The organism is Poseidonocella sp. HB161398 (genome assembly GCF_005870025.1).
Lineage (GTDB): Bacteria > Pseudomonadota > Alphaproteobacteria > Rhodobacterales > Rhodobacteraceae > Mangrovicoccus.
The window spans coordinates 1-16115 of record NZ_VATA01000012.1; the positions used below are offsets into that span (position 1 = coordinate 1).

At 74.3% G+C, this 16115-nt stretch carries 9 protein-coding genes and 1 pseudogene; 7 read left to right on the forward strand and 3 right to left on the reverse strand.

From position 1 onward, the window contains the following. The 5 genes and pseudogenes from FGX59_RS39450 to FGX59_RS11535 form a co-directional block, all read left to right on the forward strand. Window positions 1-628, forward strand: a pseudogene (locus FGX59_RS39450) (hypothetical protein); the annotation flags it as partial. Window positions 629-1706: 1078 nt separating this feature from the next. Then, window positions 1707-3026, forward strand: a complete 1320-nt coding sequence (locus FGX59_RS11520; RefSeq protein ID WP_138466690.1) for an NtaA/DmoA family FMN-dependent monooxygenase — start codon at window positions 1707-1709, stop codon at window positions 3024-3026. A 228-nt stretch (window positions 3027-3254) separates the two neighbouring features. Continuing rightward, window positions 3255-4442 (forward strand): isochorismate synthase MenF, encoded by a 1188-nt coding sequence (locus tag FGX59_RS11525; protein WP_138466691.1) that lies wholly within the window; start codon window positions 3255-3257, stop codon window positions 4440-4442. A gap of 24 nt (window positions 4443-4466) precedes the next feature. After that, window positions 4467-5117, forward strand: coding sequence for an isochorismatase family protein (locus FGX59_RS11530; protein ID WP_138466692.1), 651 nt, complete (start codon window positions 4467-4469; stop codon window positions 5115-5117). Further along, window positions 5108-5878 carry an SDR family oxidoreductase gene (locus tag FGX59_RS11535; RefSeq protein ID WP_138466693.1) on the forward strand — a complete coding sequence of 257 codons (771 nt, stop codon included), beginning with the start codon at window positions 5108-5110 and terminating at the stop codon, window positions 5876-5878. Before FGX59_RS11530 ends, FGX59_RS11535 begins: the two co-directional genes overlap by 10 nt. Window positions 5879-7482: 1604 nt before the next feature. Here FGX59_RS11535 and FGX59_RS11540 read toward each other — a convergent pair. From FGX59_RS11540 to FGX59_RS11550, 3 genes are read right to left on the reverse strand one after another with little or no spacing between them, the layout of a single operon-like run. Continuing rightward, the gene (locus tag FGX59_RS11540) at window positions 7483-8139 is read right to left on the reverse strand and encodes a 4'-phosphopantetheinyl transferase (protein WP_138466694.1); all 657 of its coding nucleotides are present in this window, start codon (window positions 8137-8139) and stop codon (window positions 7483-7485) included. After that, window positions 8129-8386, reverse strand: coding sequence for a phosphopantetheine-binding protein (locus tag FGX59_RS11545; RefSeq protein ID WP_206078344.1), 258 nt, complete (start codon window positions 8384-8386; stop codon window positions 8129-8131). Before FGX59_RS11545 ends, FGX59_RS11540 begins: the two co-directional genes overlap by 11 nt. Before the next feature lie 14 nt (window positions 8387-8400). Next, the gene (locus FGX59_RS11550; RefSeq protein WP_138466696.1) at window positions 8401-10023 is read right to left on the reverse strand and encodes a (2,3-dihydroxybenzoyl)adenylate synthase; all 1623 of its coding nucleotides are present in this window, start codon (window positions 10021-10023) and stop codon (window positions 8401-8403) included. Window positions 10024-10201: 178 nt separating this feature from the next. Between FGX59_RS11550 and FGX59_RS11555 the strand changes: the two genes are divergently transcribed. Both FGX59_RS11555 and FGX59_RS11560 read left to right on the forward strand, forming a co-directional pair. Further along, a complete protein-coding gene (locus FGX59_RS11555) occupies window positions 10202-14488 on the forward strand; it encodes an AMP-binding protein (RefSeq protein ID WP_138466697.1) in 4287 nt (1428 codons plus the stop codon). An 89-nt stretch (window positions 14489-14577) separates the two neighbouring features. Beyond that, the gene (locus FGX59_RS11560) at window positions 14578-15903 is read left to right on the forward strand and encodes a condensation domain-containing protein (RefSeq protein ID WP_138466698.1); all 1326 of its coding nucleotides are present in this window, start codon (window positions 14578-14580) and stop codon (window positions 15901-15903) included. Window positions 15904-16115 lie beyond the last annotated feature (212 nt).

Here is a 16115-nt window from a genome sequence, read left to right on the forward strand (position 1 = left end):
GGTGACGGTCAGCTTCTCCGACGGGACCGCGCTGCGCGGCGTGGAGGCCTACCAGACCGGCGGGATCTCCTTCGTCAACAACCAGACCATCGACACCCGCGCCTTCGCCGTGGACGTGGCGGCGGTCGAGGCCTCGGGCCATGCGCTCTCGGACATCGCGGATGCCGCGTTCCAGGCCTTCGCGACCCATGACCTCAGCTATGCCGGGATCGGCTTCGAGCCCGCCGGGGCGGCGGAGGAGCCCGCGCCGGTGCCCGCGCCGGAGGAGACCCCGGCCGCGATCACCGGCACGGCCGGAAATGACGTGCTCGAGGGCACGGACGGGGCGGATGTCCTCATCGGCGGGGCTGGCCGCGACCTTCTGGCCGGCAATGGCGGCGCGGATGTCTTCGTCTTCGGCGCGGATGCCGGCAACGGCACGCGCGAGCGCGACGTGATCGCCGATTTCGACCTGGCCGAGGACGTGATCCTGCTGGAGCGGGGCACGGGCATCCTGCGCGCGATCCAGGACGGCAGCGACCTGCGGATCGTGCTCGACGGCGGCGACCGCGACCAGATCATCGTCCGCGACGCGGACGAGCGGGTCCTCGACTCGGTGGAATTCGCGTCCGGCGACGTGCTGTTCTGACGGCCGTCCTGCCCTGACGCGGGCCGCGCTCTGCCGGGTCTCCGGCAGGGCGTCCGCCGGGGCGGCTCCTCCCGCCGGCCATGCCCGACGGCGCCGCCACGGGCGGCCCGCCCCGTCCCCGACTCCGGCCGCGTCCCCGTCTCCGTCTCCGGCCGCGCCGCGGCAGACGCGCCCCCGCCGGACCGCGCCCGGCACCACCGAGACCTGCCCCCGGAGCACGCCCCGGCCATCGGCTTCCGCCCCTCATCCGGCCGCCGAAGCGCCATCTGCCAGCCACAGCCAGCCGGCCCCGCCGTCTCGCGCCCGCCCGGTCACAGAGCCAGCCGCCGACGACCATGCCCCCCGCCAGGGCAAGACGCGCCCCCCCGAAGGACCATCCGCCAGCCGGAACCCGACGGCCCCGCCGTCTTGCGCCCGCGGCCCGGTCGCGGACCCAGCCGCGGGCGACCGTGGCACCCGCCCGGGTAGGACGTGCGGAGCCCGTGAGTTCGCAGTCGGGGCCAGGCGGGCAGGGCCCTGGACCCTGGCCCTGGAAAGCGCCTCGCCATCGAGTCACGCCACTGCCTACCGGCCGATCCCTCCGCTTGGCGCGCAGCCAAGCGGGCGGAAGCGCTGCGCCAGCGGCCGGGCGTCCCTCCGCCGCGCCGCGATCGGGCAAACCGGACAGGCAGGGGCGTCCGAAGGTGTAGCCCGCCGCGCGGGCGCCATCAGCCGGCCCTGCCGCTCGCGCTTCCACGACAGGACCGCGACAAGGCTCGGATCCGCAGGAGCGTCGAATGGAGACCGCCGCTCCGAGTGCGCTCCGAGAGCAGGCCCGGCACGCGAACCGGCGGATCGGCGCATCGCTGCCGCTGCTGCAGGAAAGCCGGGGAACGGGGTGGCGCCTCCCCTCGCGCGATACCCTCCGCGGAACGGAACAGCGCCTTGTCCCGTGCCTCCGGCCGCTGCCCGCCGCCTCCGGTCGCGCATTCTGGCGCGGCGGAGGCCGCATTCGGACTTGCGGCAGAGCTATAACATAGTAAAACAGTCGGTAATTCTGAATCGAGGAACGTGTTCCAGAAAACGGAAAGGCACCCCCATGGCAGCCCAGCTTCACATCGGCATGTCCCTGTCGCCGACCTGGCTCAGCGGCGAGGGCTGGCGGCGCCCCGATAGCGGGGTCGAAGGGCTCTACGGCGCCGATTTCGCGCTGGATGTCGCCCGCCGGGCCGAGGCCGCGCATCTGGATTTCGTCTTCCGCCCAGACACGCTCTATCTCGACCGGGCGATGGTCGAGACCGGGCCGGGCTTCGGCGCGCTCGACCCGACGCTCCTGATGGCGGCACTGGCGCGGGAGACTGCGCATATCGGGCTGCTGACCACGGTCTCGACCACCTTCTGGCCGCCCTATGTGGTGGCGCGGCAGCTGCAGTCGCTGAACTGGCTCAGCGGCGGGCGCGCGGGCTGGAACATCGTCACCGCGCTCGACGGGCAGCGCAATTTCGGCATGGAGGCGATGCCGGATGCCGCGGCGCGCTATGCCCGGGCCGAGGAATTCGTCGATCTGGTGAAGAAGCTCTGGGCCAGCTACCCCGCCGAGGCGCTGCTTGCCGACCGCGGGACCGGGCGCTACGGCGATGCCGCGCTGGTCCAGCCGGTGTCCCATCGCGGCGAGAGCTTCGCGGTCGAGGGGCCGCTGAACCTGCCGGATCCGGGCTACGGGCCGATGCCGCTGGTGCAGGCCGGCGCCTCGGAGCGGGGCAGGGACTTCGCGGCGGCAGTGGCGGATGCGATCTTCGCCTCCTCGCCCGATCGCGGGGTGGCGGCCGATCTGCGTGCCGACCTGCGCGCTCGCGCCGTGCGGCAGGGCCGGGCGGCCGATGCGATCCGGGTGCTGCCGGGGCTCAGTCTCTACCTGGCCGGGAGCCGCGCCGAGGCGCGGGACCTGCATGCCGCGACCTATGCGCGGGTCAACCGGGCGCGCAAGCTGGCCTCGGTGCGCGAGATGACCGGGCTCGACCTCGAGAGCTGGCCCGGCGACCGGCCGATCACCGCCGCCGACCTGCCGCCGATGCCCGCCGCGCCGCGCAGCCGCACCCATGCCGAGCTGCTGCGCCGGATGATCCTGCGCGAGGCGCCGACGCCGGACGAGCTGATGACCCGGCCCGAGGTGATGGCCTCGGGGCACTGGCAGATCGTCGGCACGCCTGCGGAGGCCGCCGACGAGATCGCCGCCTGGCATGCGGCGGGCGCGATCGACGGCGTGGTGCTGCTGCCCGGGGGCTCGGCGGGCTCGATGCACCTGTCGCTCGAGGCGCTGGTGCCGGAGCTGGCCGGGCGCGGCCTTTTCCGCCAGGGCTATTCCGGCCGGAGCTTCCGCGGCCATCTGGAAGAGAGCCGGAAACCCGAGGCCGCGTAAGCAGGCGGTGTGCCGCCGCCTATCGTTGAGTGAAACACTCGACTATTGACCGGCGCAGCGCCCGGTTGTACATGTTTACCGCGCCCGCCTCCCCGAACCGGCGGGCGCACGACAGCTCCGGCCGCGGCGCGCGGCCGGTCTTTGACCACCAGCCAGCCCTGCGCGAGCCTCCCCGAAATCCGTCCAGCCGGCGGCGGAGACGCCGCGGCTCTGTCATGGGGTGACCTGATGATCTCTCTGCAAGAGCAATTCCCGGCGCAGGCGCCGGATCCAGATGCGTGCCTGTTCGCCTTCCGGGGCGGCAGCCGCACGCTGGTGGCCGAGGGCAGCGCGCTGCGCGTGCCGCCGGGCCCGGCCTCGAGCCTGGAGGAGCGCCTCGCCGCGGTGATGGCGCGGATGCCCAAGGGCGGGGCGATCGGCGGGGCGCTGCCCTTCGACAGCCGCGCCGACGACTACCTGTTCCTGGCGGCCTCGCTGGGCCATCACCTGCCCGACGGGGCGGCGGCCGCGCCGCGCCAGGTGCCGATGGAGCTGCATGCCGAGCCCTCGCCCGCGGATTACGCCCGCGCGGTCAGCGACGCGCTGGCGATCATGGGCCGCGAGGGCGGCAGCGAGGCGGCGCTGCGCAAGGTGGTGCTGGCGCGCTCGCTGGCGGTTCAGTCGGCCGAGCCCTTCCGCATTTCCGAGATCCTGGCCAGCCTCTCCGAGGACCCGGCCGTGGTCGCCTACCAGGTCGCCGTGCCGGGGATCGACGGCGATCCGGGCCCGCGCTACCTGGTCGGCGCGACGCCGGAGCTGCTGGTGAAGAAGACCCGCCACCGGGTGCTGTCGCATCCGCTCGCGGGCTCGGCCCGGCGCTGCGCCGATCCGGTTGAAGACGCCGCCGCCGCGGCCTCGCTGGCGGGCTCGGCGAAGGACAAGCGCGAGCATGCGATGGTGGTGGAATACATCCTCGACACGCTGGCCCCCGACTGCCGCAGCCTTGGCTGCCCGGAGGGCACGCGGCTGACCTCGACGCGCAGCATGTGGCATCTGGGCACCCGGATCGAGGGCGTGCTGAAGGACGACACCGTGCCCTCGGCCGTCCTGGCGGCGCGGCTGCATCCGACGCCCGCGGTCTGCGGCCTGCCCTGCCGCCGCGCCGAAGAGGAGATCCGGCGGCTCGAGCCGGTGCCGCGCGGCTTCTATGCCGGGGCGGTCGGCTGGAGCGACGCCCATGGCGACGGCGCCTGGTACGTGGCGATCCGCTGCGCCGAGATCTGCGGCGCCCGCGCGCGGCTCTATGCCGGGGCGGGGATCGTGCCGGGCTCGGATCCGCAATCCGAGGTCTCCGAGACCGGCGCGAAATTCGGCGCGCTGCTCGCCGCGCTGGGGCTCTCCGAGGGCGCGGCGCTGGCGGATGGCGCGCAGGTGTGAACGAGTGACGAAAGGAGCCCTGTGATGGCACTTCCCAAGATCCCGGCCTATCCGCTGCCCGCGGCCGCCGAGCTGCCCCCGGCGCGCGCGCCCTGGCATCCCGATCCGGCGCGGCTGGCGCTGCTGGTGCATGACATGCAGCGCTACTTCTGCCGCCCCTTCGCGGCGGAGACGGCGCCGCTGGCGCCCGCGGCCGAGAATATCGCGCAGCTTCTGAAGATGGCGCGGCGGGCGGGGATCCCGGTCTTCTACACCGCGCAGAAGGGCGACCAGTTCCGCCCCGACCGCGGGCTGCAGGCCGATCTCTGGGGCCCGGGGATGAGCGACCGCGACGAGGATACCGCGATCCTGGCGGAGCTTGCCCCCGCGCCGGGCGAGCATGTGCTGGTCAAGCACCGCTACAGCGCCTTCCAGCGCTCGAACCTGGAGACGCTGATGCGCGCGCGCGGCCGCGACCAGCTGATGATCGCGGGGATCTACGCCCATATCGGCTGCCTGGCGACGGCGGCGGAGGCGTTCCAGCGCGATATCGAGCCCTTCGCCATCGCCGATGCCCAGGCCGATTTCGACCGGGCGCGGCACGACATGGCGATGGCCTGGGTGGCGGGCTGCTGCGGCGGGGTGATGACCACGGCCCAGGCAGTCGCGGCGGTGGAGGCCGAGGCATGCGCCTGACCGGCTTCGAGGGGCGCCCGGCCTTCGTCACGGGCGCGGGCGGCGGGATCGGCCGCGCCGCGGTGGCGATGCTGCGCGAGGCGGGGGCGAAGGTCGTCGCCACCGACCTGCCCGGCGCGCTCGACGGGATGGCGGAGGCGCCGGATCTGCGGCTCCTGCCGCTCGACGTGGCGGATCCGGCGGCGGTGGAGGCGGCGCTCGACGCCGCCGAAGCCGCTTTCGGCCCGCTCGCGCTGGGGCTCCATGCGGCCGGCGTGCTGGAGACAAGGCCGCTGCTCGAGCTGCCCGCCGAAGGCTGGGACCGGCTCTTTGCGGTGAATGCCCGCGGCGCCTTCCTGGTGGCGCGCGGACTCGCCGCGCGGATGCGCATGCAGGGGCGCGGGGCGATCGTGGTGGTCGGCTCGAATTCCGGCGGCGTGCCGCGGATGGACATGGGCGCCTATGGCGCCTCGAAGGCGGCGGCGGCGATGCTCCTGCGCAGCCTCGGGCTGGAGGTGGCGGGCGACGGCATCCGCTGCAACCTGGTGGTGCCGGGCTCGACCCTGACCCCGATGCTCTCGGGCATGTGGGAGAGCGAGGAGGCCGGCGCGGCGCGGGTCGTCGCGGGCAATCCGTCGGCCTTCCGCACCGGCATCCCGCTGGGCAAGCTCGCCCGCCCCGAGGATATCGCCGCGGCGGCGATGTTCTTGCTCTCCGACGAGGCGGGCCATGTCACTATGGCGGATCTCTATGTCGATGGCGGCGCGACCCTGCGCGCCTGAGGCGCGGCACCGCGGCCGACCATTGCGAAGCCCCTGCCGCGGGGCCGTTCCGTCCCGTGGCACGGCCCGCCGGTGCGTGGCCGCGGTCCCCCGCAAGGGCCTCCCTGCGACGGCGAGGGGTCTGGCCGGAAGCTAGGCGCGCCTGCCTGTCCGCAGAAGGCCGGCGGGCCAGAGCGGGATCCGGGCGGCTTTCGCCGACGGCCCGGGCGAGGCCGTCCGAGGCTGCGGCGCCCGCGATGGCGAGGGGAAACCGTCTCCGCCCGCCATGCCGTCGCCGCAGCCCGATCCGGGGCAGAGACCATCAGCCGGGCGGTCTTCTGCGTATGCGCCCCCTGGACCGGACGGCGCGACTGCGCCTTGGACTGGGTTCGAGGGGTGCAGCGCGCGGCGGGAAAGCCGCGTGAGGCCCGCAGCGCATGGTTGTTCCGGATCGGCCAATCCACGCCGCGGGCGCATTCATCCCGGAAGGTCACGACGGCCGTCGGCGTCCCGGGCTGGGAGATGCAGCTCAGGTCGGCAGTCCCGACAGGCAGCCCGGCGGCGGGGACGTTGTCGGGAACACTCGACCTTCGGGCATGCCTTCGGACCATTGGCGGGACTGCTCGTTCTGTGGGGCCAGCGCGTTGATGGCGCGTGCCGGGAAGGCCTTCCTCCGTCCCTGTCCAGAAGCCAGTTCCCGCGGAACTGCCAGCCCCCCGGGGCCTGAGACCGGCCAGAGGCCCGCGCCGGTTGCCCGCCAGCCGCTCCCTGCCGTCCGGCGACGCACCGAGCGAGCCCGGCAGGCTCGCGGCGGAGGGCTCTGTCCTGCAGATGGAGACCATCGGCGCGGACATCCATGTGGCGCACGGCGGCAAGATCGCGGCGCTGCCGGCGGCGGTACGCCTTCTGGAACCTGCGGTGAGCTGCGTGACGGCGCCCGGCGACAGGGGGGCGCCTACGTGCCGGGCCGCGCGCGGCGGACATGATTGTCATGGTCAGAAGGGAGGCCCGGATGCCGGTGGACATGCCGGGCACATCGGGCACGGGCGGCAGCGCGACAGGCGGGCCCATCGCGGCAGGATGCCGGAGCTGGAACGGGTCCTCTTCCCGGCAGCCGTTCCGGCCGTTCTGCCGTGCGCCTTCCCGCGCCGCATTGCGGCCGGGCCGATCCCGGTCCGGAGGCTGCGCTCCGGCTCTGTGTCCTGCCTTGCCACAGGTCGGCGGAAGCCGGGCGGAGGCTCGCGGGAAAGCCGGGTGGCGATGCTGGCCGTCGGTATCTGGCGCGCGCCTCCTTGCGGGCGAGTTGGGAGAGCGCGCTGAGAAGGGGGCCGGGCTGGCGGATCGGGGTCATCGGAGGGCCTCCGGTCCCGGGGCGCCTCGTGCCGTTCGGACGCTCCGGCACCCGCCGCGATGCGCGGCCGTCGCAGGCATCCTCCCGCCTCGGCTGTCATGGCGCCCGGCGGGCGCGCTTGCGGCTCCGCCGTGGCACGGGCCGGGAACGGGCCGACCGGGGTGCCGACCTGACGGGATGCACCGCCTTGCCGGTGGCGCCGGGATGGCTCCGGCCGGGGCAGACCGGGCGGCCGCCAGCGGCGGCAGGACGGTACCGCGGGGCGGGCAGGTTGCTAGCCGGGCTGCGGGCGGGCCGGGAGGGAGACCTGGGTCAGGACCTGGGCGCCAAGTCTTGCATGGCGGAAGGGCACGAGGCGGCCGCGGGACCAGCCGGGGGCGAGGTCGCGCTCGAGCCGCAGCAGCCCTTCGCGGCGGGAGAGCTCCGCAATGGAGGCATCGGCGAAGCCGAGCTCGCCGCCGACGATCGGATGGAGCGCCTTGTAGAGGCTCTCCTTCGCCGAGAAGGCGAGGCCGACGCCCTCCGGACCGGCAATGTCCGCCGGGGTCAGGACCAGCGGCGCGATCGCCTCGGCGAGAGACGGGCTGGGCCAGGTCTCGATGTCGACGCCGAGCCCCGCCCAGTCGCGCCGCCAGCCCGCCAGCGCAACGGCGACGCCGTCCGAATGGCTGATCGCGCCGGTGGTGCCCGGCGGCCAGGCGGGCGCGCGGTCCTCGCCCATCAGCGGCAGGAGCGCCGCGCCGGTCAGCCGCCGCAGCGCCTCGCGCGCCGCCAGCCGCCCGGCGGCATATTCCGCGCGCCGCTTCGGCCGCGCGCGGGCGAGCTGCGGGGGCAGGGGCACCGGCGGCTGGCCGCCGCCCCCCGCCGGATCGTAGCGGCAGAGCGCGAAGACCGGCCGCAGCCGGTCCCCGGCGCCCGGATCAGCCGTCACCGCGGCGCGCCTCGATCAGGCTCCACCAGCGCTCGACCGTCGGGTCGAGCGCCAGCTCCTCGAAGCTCACCGTCACGCCGTGCTGCGCCAGCTCGGACGAAAGCTCCATCACGCGGATCGAGTCGAGCCCGTAGAAGATCAGGTTCTCGGACGGGTCGATCTCGGTCTCGTCCTCGATCAGCGCCAGCACGCGGGTCTCCAGCCAGTCGCGGCTGAGCGGCTGGGCGGCCAGGTCGGTTTCGGTCATATCGGGTCCTCCAGTCATGACACGGGGGCGGGGGCGGGGCGGGCCAGCGCCTCGCGCAGCGCCTTCTTGTCGGTCTTGCCGACCGGGGTCAGCGGCAGCGCCTCGGCGAACTGGAACCGGTCGGGGATCTTGTACTCGGCGATGCCCTGCTCCATCAGGTGGCGCCGCAGCGCCGGGGCGCGCAGCCCGTCCTCGCCGACGATCACCGCGCAGCTGCGCTCGCCCATCATCGGGTCGGGGACGGCGACCAGCGCCGCCTGGCGCACCTGCGGATGGCGCAGCAGCAGGTTCTCGATCTCCTCGGCCGCGATCTTCTCGCCGCCGCGGTTGATCTGGTCCTTCACCCGGCCGACGACGCGCAGGCTGCCGGTTTCGGTGCGCTCCACCACGTCGCCGCTGTAGTAGAACCCCTCGCGGTCGAAGACGCGGGCATTCTGCTCGGGCGCGTTGTAGTAGCCGCGGAACGTGTAGGGCCCGCGCACCGCCAGCATGCCGGGCGTGCCCTCGGGCACCTCGCGGCCGCTCTCGTCGAGGATGCGGATCTCGTCATCGGGGCTGATCGGGCGGCCCTGGCTGGCAAAGACCGTCTCGGCGTCGTCGCCGTCGCGGGTGTAGTTGACCAGCCCCTCGGCCATGCCGAAGACCTGCTGCAGCGCGCAGCCGAAGACCCCGGGCACCTGCCGCGCGGTCGCCTCGGCGAAGGCGGCGCCGCCGACCAGCATCCGCTCCAGGCTCGACAGGTCGGGGGCGTCGCGCCGCGCCGCCTCCAGCCAGAGCGCCACCGCCGAGGGCACCAGCGGCACCATGTCGATGCGGTGCCGGGCGATCAGCGGAAAGCAGATCTGCGGATCGGGCGCGGCGGCAAGCACCACGGTGCCCCCGGCCTGGAACACGCCGAGCGCGCCGGGCGAGCTCATCAGGTAGTTGTGCGGCGCGGGCAGGGCGACGAGGAAGCGCGTCGCCTCGGTCACGCCGCAGATGCGGTTGCTCTCGCGGATGGAGTAGTCGTAGTCGTCATGGGTGCGCGGGATCAGCTTCGGCGTGCCGGTGCTGCCGCCCGAGAGCTGGAAGAACGCCACCTGCCCCGCGGGGGTCGGGCGGAACTCGGCCGCGGGCGCCCCGGCGGGATCGAGCCAGGCGGCCAGGTCGCGGCGCGGATCCTCGGCATTGCGGTAGAGCGCCAGCGCCAGCCGGTCGCAGCCCGCGGCAAAGCCGTTGCCGCCGAAGACCGGATGGCTGCGGTCGGCGATCAGCAGCCGCGGCCGGATCTGCTCGGCATAGGAGGCCAGTTCCGACTGCCGGTGGCTCCAGAGCGCGTTGATCGGCACGATCCCGGCCTTCAGCAGCGCCTGGAAGACGATGTAGAACTCCGCCACGTTCGGCAGCTGCACCAGCGCGGTGTCGCCATGGCCGAACCCGGCCTGGGCCAGCCGCGCGGCCAGCGCGCGGGCCTGCGCGTCGAGATCGCCATAGCTGACGGCGCGGTCGCCGCAGAGGATGGCGGTGGCGCCCGGACGGTGGCGGGCCTGGGCCTCCGCCCCGTGGCAGAGCGGCTTTCCGAGCCAGTAGCCCCGGGCGCGGTAGCGGTCGGCCAGATGTGCCGGCCAGCGCTCGAAGGCGACGAGTTTGCGATCCATGAATCCTCCGCAGCAGGTAGGGTGGGCGCCTTGCGGCCACACGCCTCCGTAGCGGCCGGAAGGCGCCCCGTCGGGGGCCCCGGCACGAGCTGCGTCGCATGTTCCCGTCGAAACGCGATTGACGGGTGGCTTTAGTTGAGTATTTTTGTCGTGAATTGTCAAGTGCGGCGGAGGGCACATGCTCGATCTGACAGAGATGCAGGCGGCAAACTGGGTGGGCGGGCATTCCGCTGCGGCGCGCGATGGCGTAACCGCCCATCTTTACACGGAATTCGACGGCGAGGGGCTGGATCCCGCGCGGCTGGAACAGGCGGTGGCGGCGCTTTATGCGCGCCATCCCGGGCTGCGCCTTGCCGTTGCGGCGGATGGCAGCGGGCGGATTGCCGCCGCCCCGGCTGCGCCGCTTGTCCGCATCGAGGACCTGCGCGGCCTGGCGCCGGAGGCGGTCGGCGCAGCGCTCGGCGCGCGTCGCCAGGCGGGCACGCATCAGCGGCTGGCGCTGGAGGACGGGCGCGGGATGGAGCTGCGGCTGTCGCTCCTGCCCGGCGGGCGGCAGCGGCTGCATCTCGATATCGACATGGTCCCGGCCGACCCGTCCTGCTTCCCGGCGATTCTCGACGAGCTGGCCGGGCTGTGCCGCGGCGAGGCGCCCGTGCCGCTGCCCGCGCCCGCCGGTCCGGCGGTGGCCGCCATGCCCGCGGCAGAGCTGCGCGACTGGTGGTCGGCGCGTCTCGACGCGCTGCCGCCCGCGCCGGTCCTGCCGCTGCCCGCGGCGCCCGAAGGTCCCGCGACGACCCGGCTGGCCGCGCAGCTCTCTGCGGCGGAGGCCGCGGCGCTGCGCCGGGCGGCGCGCGAGGCGCGGGTCACGGTCTCGGCGCTGATGCAGGCGCTGTTCACCGCGCTTCTGGGCCGCGCCACCGGCCAGCAGGCCTTCCGTCTCAACATGCCGCATTTCCTGCGCGCCCCGGGCGAGGCCGGGCAGGTCGGCGATTTCTCCGGCATCCTGCCCTTCGCCGCCGAGCTGAGCGAGGGCGAGTCGCTCGCCGCGCTGTCCGGGCGGAGCTGGCGGCAGATGGCGGCGCTGCTGTCGCGGCGCGAGGGCGCGGGGCCGGGACTGCTGCGCGAGCTGTCGCGCCGCCGCGGCACCGTGGAGACCGCGCCGGTGGTCTTCACCTCCGGGCTCGATATCGGCGGCGGGGGGCTGGTCTCGGCCCGCGCCCGCGCGGTCTTCGGCGAGCTCGTCTGGACGGTCTCGCAGGGGCCGGGCGTGGCGCTCGACGTGCAGCTTGCCGCGCATGAGGGCGGCATCCTCGCCAATTGGGACCTGCGGCTCGACATGATCGAAGCGGGCTGGGCGGAGGCGCTCTTCGACGCCCATGTCGCGGCGATGCGGCGGCTGGCGGCGGAGCCCGCGCTGATGGAATCGCCGCTCGGCGACTGGCTGCCGGGGCCGCGCGCCGTGCCGCTGACGCCAATGCAGGAGGCCTATCTGATGGGCCGCGGCGGGCACATGCCGCTGGGCGGCATCTCGATGCAGGAGCTGCGCGTCCTGCGCGGCGACCTGCCGCTCGAGGCGCTGCGCGACCAGCTCGGGGCGCTGGTCGCCCGCCATCCGGGGTTGCGCACGGTGATCGATGCGGAGGCGCGCGTCGCCCGCGTTGCGGAACGCCATCCGCTCAATCTCGACACCCGCGACCTGTCTGGACTGTCGCCGGAGGCGGCCGAGGCGCGGCTGGTGGAGATCGCGGCAGAGACCGGCAACAGCGCCTGCCCGCTCGACCGCGCGCCCTGGCACGTGCTGGCTGTGGCGCTGCCCGAGGGCGCGGCGGACCGGCTGGCGATCTTCCTGCGCTTCGACGCGCTGACGCTCGACGGCGCCTCGATCGCCGCGCTGGTGGCGGAGCTCGGCGGAGCCGCCCCGGCAGCGGCCCGGCCTGCGGTCCCTGCGCCGGCTGCGGACCCTGCGCGCGACACGGCCTACTGGCAGGAGCGGATCGCCGGCATGGCGCCGGTGCCGGATCTGCCCTGGCGGGCGCCGCTCGACCAGCTCGGCAGCTCGCGCTACCGCCGCCTCAGCCGGACCTTGCCGCGGGCGGTGCTGGCCAGGCTCGCGCGGGCGGGCGCCGGGGCGGGGCTCTTCCGCAATTCGGTGCTCAGCGCCGTGGTGCTCGAGGTGCTGGCGCGCTGGACGCCGGACCTGTCGCTGCGCATCGGCGTGCCGGTGGCGCCGCCGCCCACGGGCCTGGCGGAGGTGAACCGTTCCTCCTTCCTGCCGGTCTCCTACCGGGTGACGGCCGATGCGGATCTGGCCGCCCGTGCGCAGGCGCTGCAGGCGGAGATCCATGACGGGCTGGGCCATGGCGGCATTCCGGGCGTGGCGATCAACCGGATGCTGCTGGCGCGGGACGAGGGCGCGGTGGCGCTGCCGGTGGTGGTGACGAACGGGCTCGGCTGGGCGCGGCCGCCCTCGGGCGAGCTGCGCGAGGCGGGCGGGCTCACCCGGACGCCGCAGACCGCGCTGGACCTGCGGCTGGTGCAGGATGCGGCCGGAGATCTGCGGATCGACGCCGATTTCGCCGAGGCCGCGCTGGAGGCGGAGACCGTCGCCGAAATCCTCGACGCCGCCGGGCGCGCGCTGGAGGCCGTCGCCGAGACCGGAGAGCTGGTCCTGCCCGCGGATGCCATTCCCGCGCCGCCCGACATCCTGTCGGACTGTCCCGAGGGCGATGCCGATTTCCTCGGCCGGATTGCCGCGCGGCTCTTCGGCGGCAGCACCGAGACGGCGCTGGTCTGCGGCACCGTGCGGCTGGGGGCGGATGCGCTCGGCCGGCTGGTCTCCACGGCGATCGCGGGCTTCCGCGCCCGCGGGCTTGTGCCCGGCGACGTGGTGGCGCTGGTCCTGCCTAAAAGCGTGGATCACGTCGTGCTGCAGCTCGCCGCCGCGCTGGAGGGGCTGGTCTGGGTGCCGGTCGATGCCTCCTCGCCGCCCGAACGGCTGGACTACCTGCTGGAGACCTGCGCGCCGCGGATGATCGTGTCGCGCGCGCCTCTGGAGGGACGCGAGACGGTGGCGCCCGCGGCGCTTCTCTCGGCGGAGCCCTTGCCCGGCTGGCCGGTCCCGGCCGAAACCCTGGCGGCGCGCAGCCGCGATGCCGGCGCGGCCTTCTACCTCTTCACCTCCGGCACGACCGGGCGGCCGAAGGGCGTGGTGCTGACCAATCTTGCGACCGGCAACGTGCTGGCGAAAAGCGTCGCGCATTGGGGGATGGGGCCGGGCGACTCGATCCTCTCGGCGACGCCGCTGCATCACGACATGTCGATCTTCGACCTCTTCGGCGGGCTCTCGGCCGGGGCGCGGGTGGTGCTGCCCGAGGAGGGGATGGAGAAGGACGCCCGCCGCTGGGCGGAGCTGGTCCGGGCGGAGCGTCTGACCTTCTGGTGCTCGGTCCCGACCATCCTGGAGATGCTGCTGGCCGCGGCGCAGCCCGGCGATCTCGCCTCGATCCGGCTGATCGTGCAGGGCGGCGATTTCGTCAAGCCCGCCACCGTGGCGCGGCTGCGCGGGCTCCTGCCCGGGGCGCGGCTGATCTCCATCGGCGGGCCGACCGAGACCACGATCTGGAGCATCTGGCACGACATCGCCCCCGGAGATACCGGGCAGATCCCCTATGGCCGCACCATCCCGGGCGCCGGGAACGAGATCCTCAACCCGCTGGGCGAGCGCTGCCCGGCCGGGGTGCGGGGCCGCATCCACACGACCGGCATCTGCCTGGCGCTCGGCTATCTGGCCGCGGGCGGGCTGTCGCAGGCCGATTTCCTGACGCTCGCCGACGGCCGCCGCGCCTTCCGCACCGGCGACGAGGCCTGGCGGCGCCGCGACGGCACGGTGATGTTCGCCACCCGCGTCAACGGCTATGTCAAGATCCGCGGCGTGCGGGTGTCGCTGACCGATGTCGAGGACGCGCTGGCGCGCCATCCCGGGCTGAGCCACGCCGTGGCGGTCGATCTGGGCGATGCGCGCGAGGGCGAGGTGACGCTGGCGGCGCTGGTCGTGCCCGCACCGGGGCAGGCGCCGGATGCGGGCAGCCTGCGCGGCTTCCTCCGCGGGCTCCTGCCCGAGACGCATATCCCCTCGGATTTCGTGACGGTGGAGGCGCTGCCGGTCTCGGCCAACGGCAAGCCCGACCGCCGCCGCGCGCGAGAGATCGCCGCCGCGCCGCCTCTGCCCGCCGGACGGTCGGCCGAGGTGCTGGGCCTCTATCTCGGCGTCACCGGCGGCAGCGCCGAGGGGGCCGGGCCCGAGACGCCCTTCCTCTCTCTCGGGCTCAGGCCCGCGCATCTGCGCGCGGTGGCCGAGGCGCTGAACGGCGCCTTCGGCACGCGGCTGGCCCCGGCCGAGCTGCTGCCCTGCCGCTCGGCCCGCGAGGTCGAAACCCTTCTGGCGCGGCACGCCGCGCGGAGCTGACCCGGCCCGCGGCCAGCGCGCCCCCTCGCGGGGCCTGCCTTGCCAGCCTGCGGCGTTCCGGACCCCCAAAGAACGCAAAGGATGACCTGATGCAGGACACGCTGTCCCGCGGCGGCCGCTTGCCGCTGACCCTCGCGCAGCTCGATTTCTGGGAGGAGTTCCGCTTCCATCCCGGCGAGCCCGTCTCCACCGTCGGCCATGCGGTCCGGCTGGAGGGCGATCTCGACGCGGCGGCGCTGGCCCGGGCGATCGCCACCGCCTGCGCCGAGACCGACGTTCTGGCGCTGCGCTTCCATGACGAGGGCGGCCGCATCCGCCAGAGCTGCGATCCCGGCCGGGCGCCCGAGCTGCTGCGCGCCGATCTGCGCGGCACGGACGATCCGGAGGCGGAGGCGCAGCGGCGGATCGAGGCGGACATGGCGGCGGTGCTCGACCTTGGGCGCGACCCGCTCTCGGTGCAGTGGCTCCTGCGCACCGGCGACCGGCGCTGGCTGTGGTACAATCGCGGCCATCACATCATGCTCGACGGCTACGGCGTCTTCCTGATCGAGCAGCGCGTCGCCCAGCTCTACCGCCATTTCGCCTCGGGCGGCCCGGCGGGCACGCCCTTCCGTCCCTTCGCCGCCTTCCTCGAGGAGGAGACCGCCTATCGCGCGGGACCCGCGGCGGCGCGGGACGGCGCCTTCTGGCGCGAGGCGCTGGCGCGGCCGGTGCCGCTGCCGGTGCTGGAGAAGGGCGGCGAGGACTATGCCGCGGAGGGCTATTACAGCGAGCCGCCACTCGATCCGGGCCTGCCGCTGCAGCTGTCGCGCACGGCGGCGGAGACCGGCACCGGCTGGCCGGATCTGCTGGTCCTGGCCTCTGCCGCCTATCTGCACCGCCACCTGCCGCGCGAGGAGGCCGCGCTGCCGGTCTGGCTGCCCTTCATGAGCCGCCTCGGCAGCGTCTCGGCGCTGGTGCCCTGCCTGGCGGTGAACATCCTGCCGCTCTTCGTGACGGTCGGCCCCGAGGAGCGCTTCGGCGGCTACCTGGCGCGGATGCAGGGCGAGCTGCGCCGCCTGCGCCGCCATGGCCGCTACCGGATCGAGCAGATCGCCGCGGATCACGGCATCGGCGCGGGGCGGCGGTTCTTCTTCTCGCCGCTGGTCAATGTGATGCCCTTCGACCCGCCGGAATTCCCCGGCTGCCGCGCCAGCCGCGAGGTGCTGGCCAACGGCCCGGCTGACGGGTTCAACCTGTCCTTCCGCGCGCGCCGGGACGGCGAAGAGCTGGCTCTGGGGATCGACGGTGACCCCGCGCTGACCAGCGCCGCGGAATTCGCCCGCCACGAGGCGGAGATCCCGGCCTTCCTGTCGCGCGCCTTCGCCCCGGGCGGGCTCGAGACGGAGATGGGCGCACTGCTCGCCCCGCGCTGACCCCCGCGGGCGCGCCGGACGGCCCCGGCCCCGGCGCGGCCCATTTATGGATGAATATCGACCCCGCCTGATTGCAACGCCCTGTTCGGCTCTGGCCCGAGGGTGGCAATTCCGGCTTCTGCGAGCGGCCCGGTCCCTCGTCGCCGCGAGCCCCGATGGATTTCCGCGTTCTTGCCCCTCATGGATCCAGGACATCGGCAGGTGCCGTGCCG